The organism is Rhodococcus sp. MT28 (genome assembly GCF_058792695.1).
In genome coordinates this window covers 1,259,988-1,278,262 of record NZ_JBXAFD010000001.1, presented here as the reverse complement: position 1 = coordinate 1,278,262, position 18,275 = coordinate 1,259,988, and the positions used below count along the sequence as shown (strand labels likewise).

At 61.8% G+C, this 18,275-nt stretch carries 17 protein-coding genes; 8 read left to right on the top strand and 9 right to left on the bottom strand.

Annotated elements, in window-relative coordinates:
• Positions 1–122 precede the first annotated feature (122 nt).
• From AC1Q6C_RS06165 to AC1Q6C_RS06150, 4 genes are read right to left on the bottom strand one after another with little or no spacing between them, the layout of a single operon-like run.
• Positions 123–2,036: a dipeptide ABC transporter ATP-binding protein gene (locus AC1Q6C_RS06165; RefSeq protein ID WP_492666429.1), complete on the bottom strand. Its 1,914-nt coding sequence runs from the start codon at positions 2,034–2,036 to the stop codon at positions 123–125.
• Positions 2,037–2,888, bottom strand: coding sequence for an ABC transporter permease (locus AC1Q6C_RS06160; protein ID WP_047272016.1), 852 nt, complete (start codon positions 2,886–2,888; stop codon positions 2,037–2,039). It lies immediately after the preceding gene.
• Between the two features lies 1 nt (position 2,889).
• On the bottom strand, positions 2,890–3,843 hold the full coding sequence (locus tag AC1Q6C_RS06155) for an ABC transporter permease (protein ID WP_492666428.1): 954 nt from the start codon (positions 3,841–3,843) through the stop codon (positions 2,890–2,892).
• Positions 3,844–3,879: 36 nt separating this feature from the next.
• Positions 3,880–5,517: an ABC transporter substrate-binding protein gene (locus AC1Q6C_RS06150; RefSeq protein ID WP_134929666.1), complete on the bottom strand. Its 1,638-nt coding sequence runs from the start codon at positions 5,515–5,517 to the stop codon at positions 3,880–3,882.
• A 662-nt stretch (positions 5,518–6,179) separates the two neighbouring features.
• Here AC1Q6C_RS06150 and AC1Q6C_RS06145 point away from each other — a divergent pair.
• The 4 genes from AC1Q6C_RS06145 (at position 6,180) to AC1Q6C_RS06130 (ending at position 10,273) form a co-directional block, all read left to right on the top strand.
• Positions 6,180–7,241, top strand: a complete 1,062-nt coding sequence (locus tag AC1Q6C_RS06145) for an NAD(P)/FAD-dependent oxidoreductase (RefSeq protein ID WP_492666427.1) — start codon at positions 6,180–6,182, stop codon at positions 7,239–7,241.
• 118 nt (positions 7,242–7,359) lie between these two features.
• The gene (locus AC1Q6C_RS06140; RefSeq protein ID WP_007729973.1) at positions 7,360–8,547 is read left to right on the top strand and encodes an ATP-binding protein; all 1,188 of its coding nucleotides are present in this window, start codon (positions 7,360–7,362) and stop codon (positions 8,545–8,547) included.
• Positions 8,544–9,263, top strand: coding sequence for a M50 family metallopeptidase (locus AC1Q6C_RS06135; protein WP_003940327.1), 720 nt, complete (start codon positions 8,544–8,546; stop codon positions 9,261–9,263). The genes AC1Q6C_RS06140 and AC1Q6C_RS06135 overlap by 4 nt, the downstream gene beginning before the upstream one ends.
• 173 nt (positions 9,264–9,436) lie before the next feature.
• Positions 9,437–10,273: an SDR family oxidoreductase gene (locus AC1Q6C_RS06130; protein ID WP_492666426.1), complete on the top strand. Its 837-nt coding sequence runs from the start codon at positions 9,437–9,439 to the stop codon at positions 10,271–10,273.
• 54 nt (positions 10,274–10,327) lie between these two features.
• Here AC1Q6C_RS06130 and AC1Q6C_RS06125 read toward each other — a convergent pair whose 3' ends face one another.
• Positions 10,328–11,335, bottom strand: coding sequence for an NAD(P)H-dependent glycerol-3-phosphate dehydrogenase (locus AC1Q6C_RS06125; protein ID WP_003940093.1), 1,008 nt, complete (start codon positions 11,333–11,335; stop codon positions 10,328–10,330).
• Positions 11,336–11,432: 97 nt separating this feature from the next.
• Complete coding sequence (locus AC1Q6C_RS06120; RefSeq protein WP_030536531.1) at positions 11,433–12,161, bottom strand: FadR/GntR family transcriptional regulator; 729 nt, start codon at positions 12,159–12,161, stop codon at positions 11,433–11,435.
• Between the two features lie 133 nt (positions 12,162–12,294).
• Here AC1Q6C_RS06120 and AC1Q6C_RS06115 point away from each other — a divergent pair, with 133 nt between their 5' ends.
• The 4 genes from AC1Q6C_RS06115 to AC1Q6C_RS06100 all read left to right on the top strand — a co-directional run bounded on the left by AC1Q6C_RS06115 (position 12,295) and on the right by AC1Q6C_RS06100 (position 15,855).
• Complete coding sequence (locus AC1Q6C_RS06115; RefSeq protein WP_003939838.1) at positions 12,295–13,683, top strand: GntP family permease; 1,389 nt, start codon at positions 12,295–12,297, stop codon at positions 13,681–13,683.
• A gap of 12 nt (positions 13,684–13,695) precedes the next feature.
• A complete protein-coding gene (locus tag AC1Q6C_RS06110) occupies positions 13,696–14,226 on the top strand; it encodes a gluconokinase (protein WP_007729978.1) in 531 nt (176 codons plus the stop codon).
• Between the two features lie 76 nt (positions 14,227–14,302).
• Positions 14,303–14,740: an SRPBCC family protein gene (locus AC1Q6C_RS06105; protein WP_007729979.1), complete on the top strand. Its 438-nt coding sequence runs from the start codon at positions 14,303–14,305 to the stop codon at positions 14,738–14,740.
• A gap of 143 nt (positions 14,741–14,883) precedes the next feature.
• Positions 14,884–15,855 carry an alpha/beta hydrolase gene (locus tag AC1Q6C_RS06100; protein WP_003939690.1) on the top strand — a complete coding sequence of 324 codons (972 nt, stop codon included), beginning with the start codon at positions 14,884–14,886 and terminating at the stop codon, positions 15,853–15,855.
• Positions 15,856–15,861: 6 nt separating this feature from the next.
• Here AC1Q6C_RS06100 and AC1Q6C_RS06095 read toward each other — a convergent pair whose 3' ends face one another.
• From AC1Q6C_RS06095 to AC1Q6C_RS06085, 3 genes are read right to left on the bottom strand one after another with little or no spacing between them, the layout of a single operon-like run.
• Positions 15,862–16,665: a transglutaminase-like domain-containing protein gene (locus AC1Q6C_RS06095; protein WP_030536536.1), complete on the bottom strand. Its 804-nt coding sequence runs from the start codon at positions 16,663–16,665 to the stop codon at positions 15,862–15,864.
• 58 nt (positions 16,666–16,723) lie between these two features.
• Entirely contained in the window at positions 16,724–17,290 is a 567-nt protein-coding gene (locus AC1Q6C_RS06090; RefSeq protein ID WP_058037946.1) for a nucleotidyltransferase family protein, read from the bottom strand.
• 2 nt (positions 17,291–17,292) lie between these two features.
• On the bottom strand, positions 17,293–18,135 hold the full coding sequence (locus AC1Q6C_RS06085; RefSeq protein WP_019745522.1) for an alpha/beta hydrolase: 843 nt from the start codon (positions 18,133–18,135) through the stop codon (positions 17,293–17,295).
• Positions 18,136–18,275: the final 140 nt, after the last annotated feature.

Here is an 18,275-nt window from a genome sequence, read left to right as displayed (position 1 = left end):
CATCCGTGTCGGTCCGTCGGGAGGTGCAGGATCGGCGGATGTTCCATGCAAATCCGAGGTCGGCATTCGTGTTGCGTGCCGGCAGTTCAAGAGTGGGTGCCCGGTCGCCGTATCCAGCAGTGCTACCTCGGGATTGCATTTGAACTACGTTGCACAACTGCTGAAATGGAGGATGGAACCGATGCGAGCAGTCGTTGTGTGTATTGGTGATTTGGTGCGTCGAGCACGGCCTCTGTCTCGCCGGCTTCTACGATTTCACCCCGGTAGAGAACCACTGTTCGATCGGTCATCTGCCTCACGACTGCTAAGTCGTGAGTGATGAAGAGCATGCTCATCCCGTTTTCCGCTCTGATAGAGCGAAGCAGCTCGAGAATTTGGGCCTGCACGGACACGTCCAGGGCGGCAACAGGTTCGTCGCAGATGAGCAGCCTGGGTCGAACGGCAATTGCCCGGGCAATCACGGCGCGCTGACGTTCGCCACCCGAGAGCGCAGCCGGACGGAGAGCGGCGTAGCTGCCTGGTAGTCCCACCTTGCCGAGTAACTCCGAGACTTCCGAGGCTACGGAATCGCTATCGCGTTTGTCCGCTCCGGTTCGTACGGCTATAGCTTCTCGCAAGGCTGCACCGATGGTTCGGGATGGATTGAGCGCTGCGTACGGATCCTGAAACACTACTTGGATCTCCCGGGCCAACTCGACTCTGGTTTTTCGCGCAGTGGATCCAGTGGGCGCGAGCTCTCTGCCGAATGCCGATATCCGGCCGGAGGTGACGTGCTCCAGACCTAGGAGAGCACGAGCGATAGTTGTCTTCCCTGAGCCGGATTCACCTACCAGTCCCACTGATTCGCCGGCGCGGATCGAGAAAGTCACGCCGCGGAGGGCGTGCGAGTCCTTGGGCATGCCGAACATCGCTTTGGCGCGATATACCTTGTGTACGTTCGCAACCTCGACTATCGGTGGGCCGATGGTGTCGAAAGATCGTGACTCGGATTGTTGAGGTAGAGGTGGTTCGAACTCGGAACCGCGGGGAAACTCGTCGTGAATCCGATCGATCCGGATGCAAGCCGAAGCGTGTTCGATCGTGATGGGAGTAAGAGCTGGTCGGGCTGAAAAGCATTCGCCGACAGACCATTCGCATCGGTCAGCGAATGCGCAGATCGCCTCGACGGCTGCGGCTCTGGGCACACTGCCGGGAATCGACGTCAACCGTTCGACTCGACGATCGACAGGGGGACTGGCCGACATCAGCCCACGTGTGTAGGGATGCGTCGGGGTGCGGGCAAGATCGGCGACCGTAGCCTCCTCCACCACGCGTCCGGCGTACATGACCTGGATCCGATCGCAGACGTCCATCGCCACGTGCAGATCATGAGTGATCAAGATGAGCGCCATGTTTCGTGACTTCTGTAGACCGGCGAGAAGTCGGAGGACTTCGTCCTGGGTGGTCACGTCCAGTGCAGTTGTCGGTTCGTCGGCGATCAGCAACTCCGGATCGCCGGCAAGCGCGGCCGCCATGGCAACTCGTTGCCGCATCCCCCCGGAGAGCTGAAAGGGGTACTTTTGTGCGACGGCGGGATCCAAGCCAACCTCCGCGAGACGCGCAGCAACTTCGGCCCGAACTTGTTGGCGTCCGCCTTTTCTGACATTTGGCGGGAGTGTCTCCCGCACGTGCTCGCCTACCGTGTGGATGGGGTTGAGCATGCTGAACGGGTCCTGCATCAAAAGACTGATTCGGGAGCCCCGTAACGATCGCAGTTCACGTTCGCGTGTGCCGATCAACGGGATTCCGTCGAAATCTGCTGCTCCTCGTGCATAGATTCCCGGCGGTAGCAAACCGACAAGCGAACGAACTGCCATCGATTTTCCACTGCCAGACTCGCCGACTATCCCGAGAGTCTCGCCTCGGGGGACCGTGATGTTGACATCGCTGACGAGCACCTGCGACCTGTTCGCGTACACCGATAGCCCGGAAACTTTCAGGAGGGGGCCATTCGCATCGGCCGTTTCCGATTGTACTGTCACATCTTCCACAGTCATCTACTTCCGTTCTCCTGAGTCTGACAGCCGTTTGAAGAACCAGTCGCCGAAGATAGTTGCGGCGCTGCCGGTCAGGATGAGACAGGCTGCGGGGGCAACTGCGACCCAGGGGTTCTCGGAGATCATCGATTGCCCCTGGGAGAGCATCGATCCCCAATCTGCAGCCCCGGGGGCGATACCGATACCGAGAAATGACAACGACGAGAAGGCGACCAACGCTCCGACGAAATCCAGCAGGAAGACGGCGAGCACGGTGGGCGCGATGTTGGGCAGCACATGGCGGATCATGATCCGTGAGTCGGTCAATCCGAGGGTCTTCGCAGAGTCGATGTACGGCAGACGAACCTGGACGCGCGTCACACTGCCGACTATTCTGATGGCGCTCGGTACTGACAGGAAAACCAGAATCGCCACAGTCAGCCAGTAGCTCCCGCCGAGAATCCCCAGGAGCACGATGGCGACGAGGAGCGCGGGCAGGGCATACACGAGGTCTGCGAATCGGTTGAGGACGTTGTCGAGTGCACCGCCGTTATATCCGGCGACCAGCCCCGCGGATGCGCCGGCTATCACTGTTCCCATCGCTACGCACAGCGGTCCGAGCACGGAGCGGCCGGTACCGTCGATCAAACGGGAGAGGACATCGCGTCCCATATCGTCGGTGCCTAACCAGTGTGTGCGATCGGAACCGGTCACACCGCGGAGAAGATCCTGAGTGTAAGGGTCGTAAGGGCTTATGAGCCGACCGGCGACAGCCGCGAATACCATCACACCGAGGATCACCAGTGCAATCACAACGGTGATGGGAATTCGCGATCCCTGCCTGCTCTTTTCGCGATCGGTGAGTGCAGTCATGTCATCCCTTTCCTGCGTACCGCATGCGCGGGTCGACGAGGAGAACTACCACGTCCACCGCCAGGTTGACGACAATCACGAAGGCGCCGAGACACACGGCCAACCCTTGTACGACGGGTAGGTCCTTTTCGGTGACCGACTGCACCATCAGCGAACCGACTCCCGGTACGGAGAACACGGTCTCGACGAGTACGGCGCCGGACAGCGCAGCGATCAGTATCAGACCGGCCGCAGTCACCACCGGCATTGCGGAGTTCCGTAACGCATATCGGAAGAAGACCCGTGAGGGGTCGAGACCACGAGCTTTCGCGAATGTCATGTAGTCCTGCCGGAGCACGTTGAGCGCTCCGGCGCGTGTCTGCCGGATCAGCAGTGCGATGAGCGCGATGCCGAGTGCTGTTGCTGGCAGGGTGAGGTGCACCAAGCGATCGAAGAATCCATTGCCCACGCCGTAAACGGGGAACAGTCCGAGCTCGAGTCCGAATACGAAAATCAGCAACATTCCGACTGCGAAACCTGGTGCACTCATACCTATTACGGAAGCCATCGAGATACCTCTGTCCACCCATTTATCGCGCTGATACGCCGCTGACATTCCGCAGGGGACCCCGATCCCGACCACCAAAACAAGTGTGTACACCGCCAGTTGGATCGAGACCGGTAGGTGATCGGTGATGATGCCGGTCACCGGCGCACCTGATCTGGTCGACGTCCCGAAATCGAGCTGCAGTGCATCGACCAACCAGTGCCAATACTGAACAAGGAAAGGATCGTTGAGGTGATGTCGTGCCTCCAGGGCCGCGATCAGTTCGGGTGTGCTCGGACGAGAGCCGACAAGGACGGCAATTGCAGAGCCTGGCGTCACCGACAGCAGACTGAACACCAGAAAACTGATTACCAGAAGCAGCGCGGCCGACACCACGAGTCGCTTGCCGATGAACGCCCCTACTGCCATCTCAATCGAACCTCGTTGTGTGGGAGAGATAGTCGTTCACGACGTTGCCTTCACCGCGGTAACCCACGAACCGTTGACGAAGTCGTAGAAGGACATGTCGCGATCGAAGGCGAACCCGTCGGCAATTGCGTAGACCAGATTCGGATTGAACAGCGGGACGTACGGAAGTTGTTCGTGGATGCCGGTCAAGATGGTCTGGGCGGCAGTCCATCGGTCCAGGGGTGAGGTCGATCCGTTCAGGACGGGCAGCGCCTGTTCGACGGAATCGGTAGACCAATTCGAGGCGTTGAATTTCGGTGCGACAGCGTTCTCCTTTCCGACGACGGAGCCGATCAATTTGGGGTCGGGCGTCGATGCGGTAATCGACAGGAATCCGATTCCGGGAACCTTGTGGGCGTACAGGTCGGAAATCCATTGGGTCTGGGTGATGGGCTTTGGAACAACGGTCACACCGAGTGGCGCCAGGTTTTGTTGCAGGTTGAGTACCGTCAGTTCCGTCCAGTTCACGTTGTCGGTGTAGGGGACCTCCACCGTGAATCCCTGGGGGTGCGACGAGGCGGCAAGTTCTTGCGCCGCAAGGTTACTGTCGAACTCGATTCCGCCGATTCCGTCCAGGAAGGATTGCGCGTTCCCAGGGGAACCGGCGACACCGGTCAACATTTCCGGAGTTGCCAAACCCTTCAATATCGCGGAGTCGTTGCCGAATGCCGCCTCTGCGATTCCTTTTCGATCGATCGAGTGCGCGACGGCCTTCCGCACGTGGACATCGTCGAACGGACTCGTACTGGTATCGAACGTCAAATACGTGAGCTTGGTCAGAGGGACCTCGATCGTGTCGATTCCACCGATCTGCTTCCACTGTGACTGCTTCTTGATGTCGGCCACATTCGCAGCTTGGATGTCGCCGGATCGCATTGCCAACTGAGCGGTGTTGCCGTCCGGAATCACGTCGAACTTCAGCGTTTCCGGTGCAGGTTGCTCCGACCAGTAGTCATTGTTACGGACAAGTTGCACACCGGAACTTGAATATTCTTGGACCCGGTACGGGCCAGTGCCCACCGGAACCGCTTGCGCAGTACCCAATTCGGCAGCATGTTCTTCAGCGAACCTTGCCTGTTGGATCAGTCCGAATAGCGCGATGCTCTGCCTGGCAACCGGATCGGGATGCGACAACTTCACAGTCACCCGCATCGGTCCGGTTTGTTCGATGCTTTCGAGACTTTCCAGCTCGCCGGCAGTTTGCGCCCCGGCTGCGGAATCAGAGACGTGCCGAAGGCTCCAGATCACGTCCTCCGGGGTCAGTAGAGTTCCGTCGGAGAATCGCACGTCGGACCGGATGACGTAGTCGATGGTCGTCGGGTCAGGAACCGATACGGCTTCGGCGAGATGAGGTCGCAACTCTCCTTCACCGGAAAGCCGTTCCAGCGGTTCGGTGAACAGGGTCTGAACCTGCATGGAAGGACCGAAATCCTTAGTGATATCTAAGGAGATCGGAGCCGCTGCAAGAGCGAAGGTGAAGGCGGGTATCGGATCGTCGGTGATCGTTCGAGTCTGTGTGGCGCCCGGTGCGGAGCCACACGCGGAAACCACGAGGACGAGTGCTGTTGCCGATACCGCGTACGTGGCGGTTCGCGTGTAAGCGCGCATCGCGCGATGTAGAACTGGCTTCTTCAAGCGTCAACTCCCTGTTCACGAAAACCCAACCGGATATGACGGGTAACGCTACGGAGATGTAGGTCACATATCGTTAGACGATTGTCGAATCCAGCGCGGATATTTTTCGACGATCGGAAGAGTGCTTTGGAAAGTCCCGAGATACAGAGTCAGAGCAAAGATTGCACGCCAACGCGTTCAGACGGAAGCCGGGATTTCAGTATCGGTGTTCTGGGGGTGATGCGACCTGAAGTCGGGATCGGTTGTTGGAGGGCTTCTTTAGGGCCTCGGCCACGACTGGGCGTTCACCAGTGCGACCCGTCGCCAATGTCGACAGCCTCAAAGCATCAGCGCGCGGATGACCTCGGGTTACCTGATCGGCGACTTGGCGACAAGACTGGGCGGGCTTTACGCCCGGTCTGGCGGGCCTGTCGGTGCCCACGGGCGGTTGTTGTTCTCTTTTGGGAACTGCTGCGTGTACTCCGATGACTGGTGACCGCAGGTTCACCGCGTGGGGAGTGGCTCGAGTTTAGGGTGCTCGGCGTGCAGTGCTCGTCCATACCTTCGAACGGGCGGTCGCTCTCGCCGCCGAGCGGGAACAGGCCTAGTCCTCCATTAACCGCCGAAGTCCTCGCATCCAAATCGAGTGGATCCAGGTTGCGGCTCGCAGATATGGTCCACTGGTGACGCATCCGAATGGTCGAAACGACAGCCCGATCCTGGTGATTGGTGCCGGTGTCGTCGGCGCGTCGATCGCGTATCACCTGGCGCGCGTTGGTCTCCGAGTCACCGTGCTCGAGCGGGGCTCGGTGGCGGGAGGGGTGACCGGCAACTCGTTTGCCTGGGTCGGCCTCTCGAAGAGTGCAGCAGAAACCTACTCCGATCCGTTCCGACATGGCGCCGCACTCGAGCTCGACCGACTGGAGCGCGAACTCGTCGAGCCATTCGGTCTGCGCCGCAGAGGCGCGATCACGTGGGAGACGACGGAAGCGGAGACTCGAAAGTTCGTCGACGCGCATCGAGCACTCGGCCATCCCGTCGACCTCATCGGTAAAGAGGAAATCCTTGCTCGTGAGCCGGGATTGCGGACGGCCCCGGTGGTGGCAGCGTACGCGCCTGATGACGGTGGCGTTGACCCGGTTGCGTTCGCTCGATCGCTCCTGCGAGGTGCCGAAGAGTACGGTGCCACAGTGTATTCCGATGTCAGTGCGCTCGGGGTGCTCGCGGAGGGCATGAGAGTGTGCGGAGTAATGACTGCCGACGGTCCCGTCTACGGATCGGCCACCGTGCTCGCTGCGGGTACCGCGATTCCTGGACTCGCGGCGTCGGCGGGAGTCGACGTCGAGGTCGACGCCTCCCCGTGTTGCCTCATCAGATTCTCGACGCCCCACCCATTGGTGAACGGAATACTCTCCTCTCCGGATTTCGAGATCCGGCAATTGGACGACACGACACTGATTGCGGCTGAAGATGTTCCGGTCGGTTTCTCCGGAGATGCTCGTGAGCTTGCGGGGCCGACGCTGCACGCGATCCGCAGTCAGCTCGAGGACGGTGACCAAGTGGAACTGATCGAGGCGGTAGTCGCTGACCGTCCCATCCCGCGTGGTGGCCGCCCGCTGCTGGGCTTCGCCGAAGGCGTGTCGGGGCTCTATCTGGCCGCGACGCATCCGGCGATCATTCTGGCCGGAGCAATTGGAGCCCACGTGGCCGGGGACTTCGCCCGAGCGTCAACCCTGGACGGTTAGACGACGACGCCGGAGCCCGGTTCGACAAGGTCGAGCCGATATTGCGGTTCCTAGTTCTCTCTAGGACACGCGCTAGAGAGCGGGATATTCGTCTACTCGGCTTGTACCGTCGATGGGCATGGACCCCGTGCGCAATCCGTATGCCCCCGGTGCCGGTCAACGCCCGCCGGAACTCGCTGGGCGCGACAAGCAGATCGACGCCTTCGACGTCGTTCTCGAGCGAATTGCGCGTGGCCGCCCGGAACGAAGTGTTGTCCTCACCGGATTGCGTGGCGTCGGCAAGACCGTCCTGCTCAATCAGTTGCGTTCGGCCGCGATCTCCCGGAGCTGGGGGACAGGCAAGATCGAGGCGCGCCCCGATCAGGATTTACGACGCCCACTCTCGTCGGCGCTGCACATGGCAGTCCGAGAGATCGCGGTCTCCCATCGCGATCCGGAGCGGGTCGAGCAGTTCCTCGGAGTCCTCAAATCGTTTGCCCTACGCGCCACTGCAGACAAGGGAATGCGCGAGCGCTGGCAACCAGGCATCGACGCACCTGCGATCAAAGGTCGCGCGGACAGCGGCGACATCGAGATCGACCTGGTCGAGTTGCTGCTCGACGCGTCGTCGCTGGCCAGAGATGTCGGCGTCGGGATCGCCATCTTCATCGACGAGATGCAGGACCTCGGAGCAGCGGATGTCTCGGCGATCTGCGGGGCCTGCCACGAGTTGAGTCAGGACGCGGCACCGCTGATCGTCGTCGGTGCAGGGCTTCCGCATCTGCCTGCTGTGCTGTCGGCGTCGAAAAGCTACTCGGAGCGCCTGTTCAGCTACCACCGGATCGACCGCCTCGAGCGTGAAGCTGCAGATCAGGCACTGATCGCACCTGCCGAGCGTGAGGACGTCGAGTTCACCGAATCCGCGCTCGACGCTCTGTACGAAGCGGCTGACGGGTACCCGTACTTCGTTCAGGCCTACGGAAAGGCCACGTGGGATGTGGCGGCGTCGAGTCCGATCACGGCAGAAGACGTGCGCGTCGGCGCGCCGACGGCTGAGGAAGAACTCGCTGTCGGTTTCTTCGGATCGCGATACGAGCGAGCAACGCCCGCGGAGCGTGAGTACATGCGCGCCATGGCCGATCTCGCCGGTGACGACGGACCCGTCGCAACCGCGAAGATCGCCGTCGAGTTGGGGCGCAAACCGGCTTCCCTGTCGCCGGCACGCGATGGACTGATCAAGAAGGGACTGATCTATTCGGCAGAACGTGGATCCATCGGATTCACGGTCCCGCACTTCGGCCGATACCTGCGCGGACAAGCGGAGTGAACGCGCTCGAAACCGCGTGGGATCGGGTGGCGGCGCTCAGTCCCAATCCGCCGGCCTGGGTGGTTCAACTGGCCGCGTTGATCGCCGTGATCATCGTTCTCGAACCGCACCTGTGGCGGATCGCCCGCAACGTCGTCACCATCGCACACGAGGGCGCTCATCTGATCGTCGCAGTCCTGGTCGGTCGACGGTTGAAAGGTCTTCGCCTGCATTCGGATACGTCGGGTGTTGCTATTTCGTCGGGCAAACCGACCGGCTTCGGCGTCATTCTGATGACGTTCGCGGGTTACGTCGGTCCGTCGATTCTCGGACTCGGCGCGGCCGGGTTGTTGGGCGCGCAGCGCGCGGTCTCGGTGCTGTGGATCGGCGTATTCGTCATCGCGGTGATGATGGTCCTGATCCGAAACCTCTACGGAGTCTTCTCACTTGCCGTGGTGGGAGCCGTGTTGTTCGGACTCGTCTGGTGGGGGACCCAGGAGCAGCAAGTGGCCGCAGCGTACTTCCTGACGCTCTTTCTCCTCTTTGCCGGACCACGCCCGGTCGTGGAACTTCAACGGCAGCGAATGCGACGAGGCGGGGCACCGGACTCGGACGCCGACCAATTGGCCAGGCTCTCACCGATACCCGCGATCGTCTGGGTCGGGTTGTTCCTGCTCGTGAACGTCGCGGTGCTCGTGCTCGGCGGATGGTGGATTCTGCGCCCGGTGGGTGGCTGACCGGATTGAGCCTTTGTCCCGTCAGGACAACGGACCAACGATTGTTGATGCTCTGCGGACGTAGTCATCGCATGAAGGCGCTCATATCGTGGAAGTCGACGAGTGGTCGTGTGGGGACTTCACGCGGCCACACCCGCAGCGACGAAGACCGTCGACGATGACAAGGATTCGTTTTGGACGACAAGAACTTCCGCGGAAGAACCGCGATCATGTCCGGGGGAAGCCGTGGCATCGGACTTGCCATCGCCCGTGCGATAGCGCGCCGCGGCGGAAACATCGTGTTGCTCGCCAAGACCGATACGCCGGATCCCAGGCTGCCCGGAACTATCCACACGGCTGTGGACGAGTTGAACGATCTCGAGGGTCATGCCGTTCCGGTCGTCGGCGACGTGAGGAACGACGACGACATCGCGCGGGCCGTGGCTGCAGCGGTAGAGCACTTCGGTGGCATCGACATCGTGGTCAACAACGCGAGCGTCCTCGACATCTCGAAAACCGAAGATCTCGCGATGAAGCGATTCGATCTGATGCAGCAGGTCAATGTCCGTGGTACCTTCGCGCTCACCCGCGCGTGCCTTCCGTACCTTCGGGTTTCGGCCAATGCGCACGTGTTGACGCTGTCGCCGCCGCTCAACTTTTCGCCGCACTGGTTGGGTGCTCATCCGGGCTACATGTTGGCCAAATACGGAATGACATTGGCGGCCTTGGGCATCGCCGCAGAGTATTCAGGTGCACCGATTTCGAGTAATTGCCTGTGGCCGGAGACCATGATCGCCACGGCCGCTGTCGGAAACCTGCTCGGGGGAGACGACAGTATCGAGCACTCGCGTTCACCCGAGATCATGGCCGATGCGGCTGTCGAGATTCTCGGGCGTCCCGCCGGCACGGATACCGGTCGTACAGTGCTCGACGTCGAGATCTTGCGCGAGGCGGGGATCTCGGATTTCTCGCAGTACGGCGGTCGGTCACCGTTGGCGATCGACATCTTCGTCGACGCTCCAATTTCGTGATCTCGGGCGATCTACAGGTATCTAGCCAAATCGCTAGATACCTGTAGATCTTCCTCACGCCACTTCGTGCTCGCCGCCCGGGGCAACCTTCTGAAGTCCGCGATATGCGTCGCTGGCACTTTGGCGACCGCCGATGACGGCCTCGACCTCCGCGGCAATCGGCATGTCGACACCGTATTCACGGGCCAGATCCATGACGGTAGGGGCAGTCTTCACGCCCTCGGCAACCTGGCCGAGCTTGGCGACCGCCTCCTCGACGGTCAATCCCTGCGCCAGAGCTTCGCCGACGCGACGGTTCCGAGAAGTCGGAGCCATGCAGGTGGCAATCAGATCGCCGACGCCCGTCAAGCCGGCAAAGGTGCGCGGGTTGGCGCCCATCGCTTCACCGAGTCGAGTCATCTCGGCGAGGCCGCGTGCGAGCACCATCGCACGAGTGTTGTCACCGACTCCCAGGCCGTCGGCCATGCCCGAGGCGATGGCAACGATGTTCTTGAGGATGCCGCCGAGTTCGCAGCCGAGCACGTCGGTGTTGCGGTAGACGCGGAAGACCGACGACGCGAACAGGGGTTGCAGCGCGGCGGCGACGCGATCGTCCTGGGTGGCCACGACCGATGCCGCGGCCATGCCGTCGACGATCTCCTTGGCGATGTTGGGGCCTGCGAGCAATCCGACGGGATGGCCGGGCAGGCACTCGGCGATCACTTCGGTGGGGCGCTGCCGGGTGCCGGGCTCGAGACCCTTGGACAGTGACAACACCGGGACCCACGCCCGAACCTCGTTGGCGATCTCGGCGAGGGTGGAGCGAACGGCGTGCGATGGCACCCCGCATACGAGTACGTCCGCTTCGCGGGCGGCTTCGACCAGATCCGAGGTTGCCTTGAGCCCCTTGGGAAGTTTGCGCTCACCAAGGTATTTGGAGTTGGTCCGTTGCGAATTGATCTCGTCGGCTGCTTCGGAATTGCGTGCCCACAACAGGGTCGGGGTGTTGCGGGCAGCGAGGCCGGCCACCGTGGTTCCCCACGATCCGGCACCGAGGACGACGACGCGTACCGGGCGGGCCATCAGAGTGCGCTGTTCTGGGTAGCGAGTGCTGTCATGGCGCCAAGCGTTCCACTTGCGGAGCAGTTGCGGGCCAATTCCGCCGAGTCTGTGGCTCGACTTACAGATGAGGCGGCGGTTCGGGGCTTTCGCGCATTGTTTCGACCGCTTCTGCGGATTCCGCGACGATCGAGCGCATGGCGGCTTCCGCGGCGTCGGCGTCCCCGGCCTGAATAGCAGATGCGACCACTCCGTGCAGGTGAATCGCTTCGGGGTCGGCCTCGTGGGGCATCAACGAGTGGCGGGTGCGGCCTTCGAGTATCTCGACGACGATCTGCGACATCGCCCGCAGCATCGGGTTACCGGAGGCGGCGAGCAGGGTGCGGTGGAAGTCGGAGTCATGGCCGAGATAGGCGCCGGTATCGGCAGCGCGAGAGGTAGCTGACATGCCGATGACGGCTGCAGTGAGAGCGCCGCACTGCTCAGGTGTGGCGCGAGTTGCGGCGAGTCGCGCAGCCAGAGGTTCGATGCCGGAACGGAGTTCGCTGAGGATAGACAGCTGCTCGAACCGATCAGGACCGGCCAGTTGCCAGCGGATGACATTGGGGTCGAGCGAGTTCCAGTGTTCGGAGCCCAGGATGGTGATTCCGACGCGTCGACGAACCGAGGCAAGTCCGAGGGATTCGAGAACGCGGACAACTTCGCGGATGACGGTTCGCGACACGTCGTAGCGCGTTGCCACCTCATCGGCGGAGATCGTGGTACCCGGAGCGAGCACACCACCGACTATGTCTTGGCCGAGCTGTTCCAGCATCGAGTCGTGTAACTGCTGAAACGGGACAGAAGGCATACGTAGATCGTCCCATGCGTATGGAGTAAGCCCGGTGGAAGCCGAATAAATACTACAAATTAGTGTCTGCTCTTGAAATTGTAGGTTAATTAAGGAACAGTGACCTCAATCACTCATCGGACTGGGAGTCCCTATGAACACCACAGCATTGCTGGCGGCCGAGGTCGTCCCCGCTGGTAGCGACGCACGATTGATCATCGCTGCAGTCGCCGGCGTCGCGGTTATCATCGCGCTGATCACCTGGCTCGACCTGCACCCCTTCCTCGCACTGTCCATCGGTGCGGTTGGTGTCGGTCTGGCGGCCGGCCTCGGATCGGCCGAGTCGGTCGCGGCGTTCGCCACCGGCTTCGGGTCGACCATGGGAAGCGTCGGAATCCTGATCGGTTTCGGCGCGATGTTCGGCAAACTCCTCGCCGATTCCGGCGGTGCCGACCGAGTGGTCGACACGCTGGTCGGCCGCTCCAGCACCAAGGCGCTTCCGTGGACCATGGCTCTGGTCGGCGCAGTGATCGGTCTGCCGATGTTCTTCGAAATCGGTCTCGTCCTGTTGATGCCGGTCATCATCCTCGTCGCGCGGCGTTCCGGCTTGTCCCTGATGCGCATCGCGATCCCCACCCTCGCCGGCCTCTCGGCCATGCACGGGTTGGTTCCCCCGCACCCAGGGCCGCTGGTTGCAGTCTCGGCTTTGAACGCAAACCTCGGCCTCACCCTCGCGCTCGGTGTCCTCGTCGCGATCCCCACTGTTGTTCTCGCCGGACCGGTCTTCAGTAAGTACGCCGCGCGGTGGGTCGACGTGAAGGTCCCGGATCTTTTTGTCACAGGCGAAGATCGAGGCGAGGAAGAGAAGAAGCAGCGTCCCTCGTTCGCGGCTACTCTCGCAGCGATCCTCCTGCCGGTTGTTCTCATGCTGGGCAAGGCATTTGCAGACGTGATCGCACCCGATTCCGAGGCACTACCCAAGTCCGTCCTCGACTTCCTCGGAACACCCGTTGTGGCTTTGGGTCTCGCGGTTCTGGTTGGAATGGTGCTGTTGGGTCGCGGCGGCGGAATGGACCGCAAGGCCATCTCGAAGTCACTCGAGAGTTCCCTACCTCCCATCGCAGGCATCTTGTTGATCGTCGGCGCCGGTGGCGGTTTCAAGCAGGTCCTGATCGACACCGGTATCGCCGGAGTGATCGCCGACGCGATCAAGGGCAGCAGCCTCCCCGTGCTGTTCCTGGCCTGGCTGGTAGCGGTATTGATCCGCGTCGCAACAGGTTCGGCAACGGTGGCAACGGTGACGGCGTCGGGCATCCTTGCTCCGGTTGCGGCAGACCTCTCGTCCGCACATGTCTCGCTGATGGTCTTGGCGATCGGTGCGGGCTCGCTCTTCCTCTCGCACGTCAACGACGCCGGATTCTGGTTGGTGAAGGAGTATCTGGGCGTCAGCGTGGTACAGAACCTCAAGACCTGGACCGTGATGGAATGCATCATCTCGGTATCGGGCCTGGCCGGAGTGCTCGTGTTGAGCGCATTCATCTAGGTAGGCGAGCACATGAACAGCGAAGCGGCACAGCAGAAGCAGTATCCCGTGCTCGTCCTGATGGGTGTCTCGGGTTCGGGAAAGTCGACGGTCGGCGGCATGCTCGCCGGAGCGATGGGTTGGGACCTTCAAGAAGGCGACGATCTCCACCCGCAGGCGAACATCGACAAGATGGCGACCGGGCATCCGTTGAACGACCAAGACCGCTGGCCCTGGCTCGACAAGATCGCCGTCTGGATCAAGAGCCATACCGACGCCGGTCAGCCGGGCATCGTCACGTGTTCGGCACTCAAGCGCAGCTACCGCGACGTGCTTCGCGGTGAGCACGTCGTGTTCGTGCACCTCGCCGGTTCGCGGGATCAGATCGGCCAGCGATTGACCGCTCGCCTCGATCACTACATGCCCGCCTCGCTGCTCGACTCCCAGATCTCGACACTCGAGGCCGTCGACCCGGACGAACAGGCCATCGTCGTCGACGTGGGCGGGAGTCCCGCCAAGATCGCGGAGGAGATCCTGCGACGCGTGGAGACATTCGAATACTGAGCAAGCCCGGCGTGTAAGCACCCGAGGTTCGGGTTACGGTGCTTGGGTGACTGCTGCTGCGCAGACGGACTGAACCGTGACCGACTTCGACTTCCACAGCGTCTGGACGCTTCCTGCCTCTGCTGACCGCGTCTACGAGGTTCTCGCGGATGCCGAACGGTACTCGCAGTGGTGGCCTCAGATACGCCGAGTCGGGACGATCGACGAGCATTCAGGCTCCATGTCCATCCGCAGCGCTGTCCCTCTGACGCTGCTGGTCTTCGGGCGACGCGAGGTGGAAGACTCAGTTGACCGCTTTCTGAAAGTGCGTCTCACCGGCGCAATGACCGGGTGGAGTAGCTGGGCGGTGCGCCCCGCTGGATCTGGTTGCACAGCCGAATTTCGGCAACAGGTAGCGGTGTCCGGAGCGCTTGGTCTGGCCGCGAAGGTCGCGAAGCCGCTGTTCGAGTGGAATCATGAAGCGATGATGCGTGGAGGGCACCGCGGACTGTGCGCATATCTCTCCCGGCCGTGATCGCGACCAGAACTTGCACACGCTCGAGCAATTGATCCATACCCGTCGTGTCAATTTGACGCAGCGTCAGTTATCGTTCACATCAGCAGCCGACAAGTATGTGTAACTCAAATGCACAAAACGGCTTGACCTGGGAGGACGCTATGCGGACGCGAGATTCGACGGTATGGCATTGGAACGTGAGTCCGCGAGCGCGGGTTATCTTCTGCCTGACCAGGACGTTCGTGAAGCCGATGTTCACCCTCTGGCCGACCACCGAACGTGGTATCCGCCAACTCGAGCGACTCGACGCGATGGCGGACAAACTGCCGAAGCCGAAGAACCTCGATATCGAGCCTTTCACGCTGGGTGGTGTGCCCAGCGAGAAGGTGCAGCATCCACGCAAAGCGCAGGGCGAGTTGGCCGGCGCCACGATCCTCTACTTCCACGGAGGGGGATTCGTCTTCTGCGGTCTGGCAACGCACCGGGCACTGTGCGGTTTGCTCTCTGCGAAGGCCGGAGTACCGGTGATCTCCGTGCGCTACCGCCAGCTGCCGGAAGGTTCCATCGGCACCTCCGTCAAGGACGCAATGGCCGCGTACACCGCGTTGCTCGAGACAGCCGAAGACCCGAACAAGATTGTGGTTGCCGGTGACTCGGCGGGCGGATACCTGGCCATGAAGGTCGCCGAAATTACCGCACTGCGCGGAATCACGCGGCCCGCTGCCGTGGTGGGATATTCCCCTCTTCTCAACGTGAACCTCGAGGACCATGATCCCGATTTCATGAAACGTGATGCCTACCTACCGATGTCACAGGTGGAAAAGCTCAAGGACCGGTGGCTCGAGGGGCCGGACGAGATTCCTGGTGCGCAGTCGCCGATCAACGCCGACGCCAGTCTGATTCCGCCGTCGTTCCTGGTGTCCGCCGAATACGAACTGATGCGTCCGGACGTCGAGATCATGACCGAAAACTTGATCAAGGCAGGACAAGCCGTCGAAACGCACATCTGGAGTGGGCAGATCCATGCTTTCCCGGTGATCGGGAAAGCTCTTCGGGAGGGGAAGGCGATCGTCGATCTCACGATCAAGTTCCTCGAGCGAACGATGGCCTCGCAGAACCAGATCAGCGCCTGACGCTTTTCAGCCGATCGATGTGAGTGTTGCGTAGTCGTCGTTGTCGAGAACGCCGTCGACGACTGCGCGAACTTCCGAGGCGTGCAACGTGATCGAACCGCCGTGATTGTCGAGGAAGGCTGTGTCTGCGGCATCTCGGCCGGTCGAGATGCGCACAAGATTGCTGCGCGGCGCCAATTGCGTTGCATCGACCACGCGCCAGACGTGGTCGATATTGGCTTCGACTACGGCGTGAAAATCCATCGGATCGCAGCCCGGCGCGTAGACGGCCACCAGTCGAGCGGGAATCCCCACGGCGCGCAGCAGTGAGATGGTCAGGTGCGAGTAGTCGCGGCACACTCCGGCGCCGGCGAGCAAGGTGTCGACCGCACTGTCGGTGCCGCGACTGGTGCCGGGAACATAACTCAAATGTGTACTCACCCAGCGAGTGACTTCGAGGAGGAGTTCGGCCGGGGGAGTGGCGAGATCGAATTGCCCGGCGACAAAACCGAAGAACTTGTCGGCCTCGGCATACCGGCTGGGGCGCAGATATTTCGACACGTCGTAGTCGCTGACCGACGCCGGTTCTGCGCGGCCGATGACGGTTGCGTCGTAGCTGACGATCAGTTTGCCTGGGGCACAGTCGAGTAGGTGAATCCGGGTACCGTGTTCGGCGGTGATCTCGCGGGGTTCGAGCGGATTGCCGTCATGGACGAACGACATCGTTTCCAGCAGTTCGACACCCGGCGCGCGCGTCACCGCGATCTTGAACTCCAGGTTGGTCGCCTCGTCGATCTCGATGTCGAGCAGGGCGGCGACTGTACGTTTCATCGGGCCATCTTTACACCGAATACGGACACCCACCACCTGGGAGGATTGTGACGTGCGATCAGGCTTCGGGGTAGTCGACGTCGACGCCGCTGCTGAGGTCGCTGCACTCCACCAACTCGACCCCGTGTTCGCGTAGGTAGGTGTTGGCGCCGCCGTCCCCGGTGAGTGACTTTGCAAGCGTCGGCCAGTGGTCGCGTCCGATCAGGACGGGATGGCCGGGACGGCCGTGAAAGACAGCTCTTCGCAGTATGTTTCGTGATGGGGAGCTGTGACCCACGATCCGCGTCACGGTGTCGGCGTTGAGGTCCGGGACGTCGACCAGAGAGATCGCTGCCGCATCTGCGTCGTCGATTCGCATGGCGGCCTCGAGTCCGCAGCGCAGTGACGCGCTCATTCCGTGTTGCCAATCCGATATCACCACAATGACATCGGTGGTGGGCAGTAGTTCGAGGGCGTCCTCTGCCTGCGCGCCGAGGACCACGATGACCGGTGAGAGGCCTGCGGACTGCAGTGTCGTCACCCCGTGGTGGAGCCAAGACTGACCCTCGGCGTTTGTGACGAGCGCTTTGGGCTTGCCCATGCGGGATCCGACCCCGGCCGCCAGCAGGATCCCGCACGTAGACATGACTATGCTCCGGTGACCCGCGGACGCAGCCACTCGATCAGATCGTTCAGAACTTCTTCCTGCTCAGGCTCGTTGAAGATCTCGTGGTACAGGCCGTCGTACACCTTCAAGGTCACATCCGAAGAGCCGGCCAGATCTGCGACGAGCTTGCTGCCGGCCGGGTCCGTCAAACGGTCGTCCGAGCCGTGTTGAAGCAGTACGGGAATGGTGAGCGAGGGCAGGCGCGCCGGGAAGCCTTCCGCGGCGGTGATCATGCCGCGCGCGATGCCGGCGGGAACCTTGCCGTGGTGAACCAGCGGGTCGGCGTTGTACTTGTCGACGACCTTCTGATCACGCGATACGGCAGCAGCTTCCAGGTTCTCGACGGGCACGTCCGGGAGGTATTTGCCGACGATCTTGCCCAGCTGCATCACGATCTTCGGAGTGCCGGTTGCGATGATCACCGCAGGTCCGGACAGGGCGAGGGCTTTGAGATCGGCCTGATGGTCGAGGGCGTAGGAAAGGGCGATCGCGCCGCCCATGCTGTGCCCGAGCAGGAACTTGTCCTTGCCGGGATGTGCCGCCGTCACGATCGAGAACAACGTGTGGACGTCGTCGGTGAAGTCGGAGAATTCCTTGAGGTGAACGCGCTTGCCGCCAGAGCGTCCGTGCCCGCGATGGTCGGGTGCGTACACGATGAGCCCGAGTTCCCCGAGCCGCGCAGCAACATGGTCGTAGCGCCTCGCGTGTTCGCCGAGTCCGTGGCACAGGACGAGAACCCCGGTGGGTTCGCGGTCCGGTGTCCACACGTCGTAGACGATCTTGGTGCCGGCCACTCCGGTGAACGACGACTCTTCGTGCTGCATTGTTGCGCCCTCTCTGCGACCGGTTCCGGTACGCGGATTCTCACATGCTATTCGCCGCGTGCGCAGGGCGCGGGTGTTCAGGGTGTGAGGTCGTCGAGGAAAATTCGACACTTGTTTGTTACGTCTGGTTACATTAACTT

What these genes read in the sequence shown, in the direction of transcription:
- AC1Q6C_RS06165 (WP_492666429.1), bottom strand. Translation starts at nt 2,036, where the DNA reads ATGACTGTGGAAGATGTGACAGTACAATCGGAAACGGCCGATGCGAAT.
- AC1Q6C_RS06160 (WP_047272016.1), bottom strand. Translation starts at nt 2,888, where the DNA reads ATGACTGCACTCACCGATCGCGAAAAGAGCAGGCAGGGATCGCGAATT.
- AC1Q6C_RS06155 (WP_492666428.1), bottom strand. Translation starts at nt 3,843, where the DNA reads ATGGCAGTAGGGGCGTTCATCGGCAAGCGACTCGTGGTGTCGGCCGCG.
- AC1Q6C_RS06140 (WP_007729973.1), top strand. Translation starts at nt 7,360, where the DNA reads ATGGACCCCGTGCGCAATCCGTATGCCCCCGGTGCCGGTCAACGCCCG.
- AC1Q6C_RS06125 (WP_003940093.1), bottom strand. Translation starts at nt 11,335, where the DNA reads ATGGCCCGCCCGGTACGCGTCGTCGTCCTCGGTGCCGGATCGTGGGGA.
- AC1Q6C_RS06120 (WP_030536531.1), bottom strand. Translation starts at nt 12,161, where the DNA reads ATGCCTTCTGTCCCGTTTCAGCAGTTACACGACTCGATGCTGGAACAG.
- AC1Q6C_RS06115 (WP_003939838.1), top strand. Translation starts at nt 12,295, where the DNA reads ATGAACACCACAGCATTGCTGGCGGCCGAGGTCGTCCCCGCTGGTAGC.
- AC1Q6C_RS06110 (WP_007729978.1), top strand. Translation starts at nt 13,696, where the DNA reads ATGAACAGCGAAGCGGCACAGCAGAAGCAGTATCCCGTGCTCGTCCTG.
- AC1Q6C_RS06100 (WP_003939690.1), top strand. Translation starts at nt 14,884, where the DNA reads ATGCGGACGCGAGATTCGACGGTATGGCATTGGAACGTGAGTCCGCGA.
- AC1Q6C_RS06095 (WP_030536536.1), bottom strand. Translation starts at nt 16,665, where the DNA reads ATGAAACGTACAGTCGCCGCCCTGCTCGACATCGAGATCGACGAGGCG.
- AC1Q6C_RS06090 (WP_058037946.1), bottom strand. Translation starts at nt 17,290, where the DNA reads ATGTCTACGTGCGGGATCCTGCTGGCGGCCGGGGTCGGATCCCGCATG.
- AC1Q6C_RS06085 (WP_019745522.1), bottom strand. Translation starts at nt 18,135, where the DNA reads ATGCAGCACGAAGAGTCGTCGTTCACCGGAGTGGCCGGCACCAAGATC.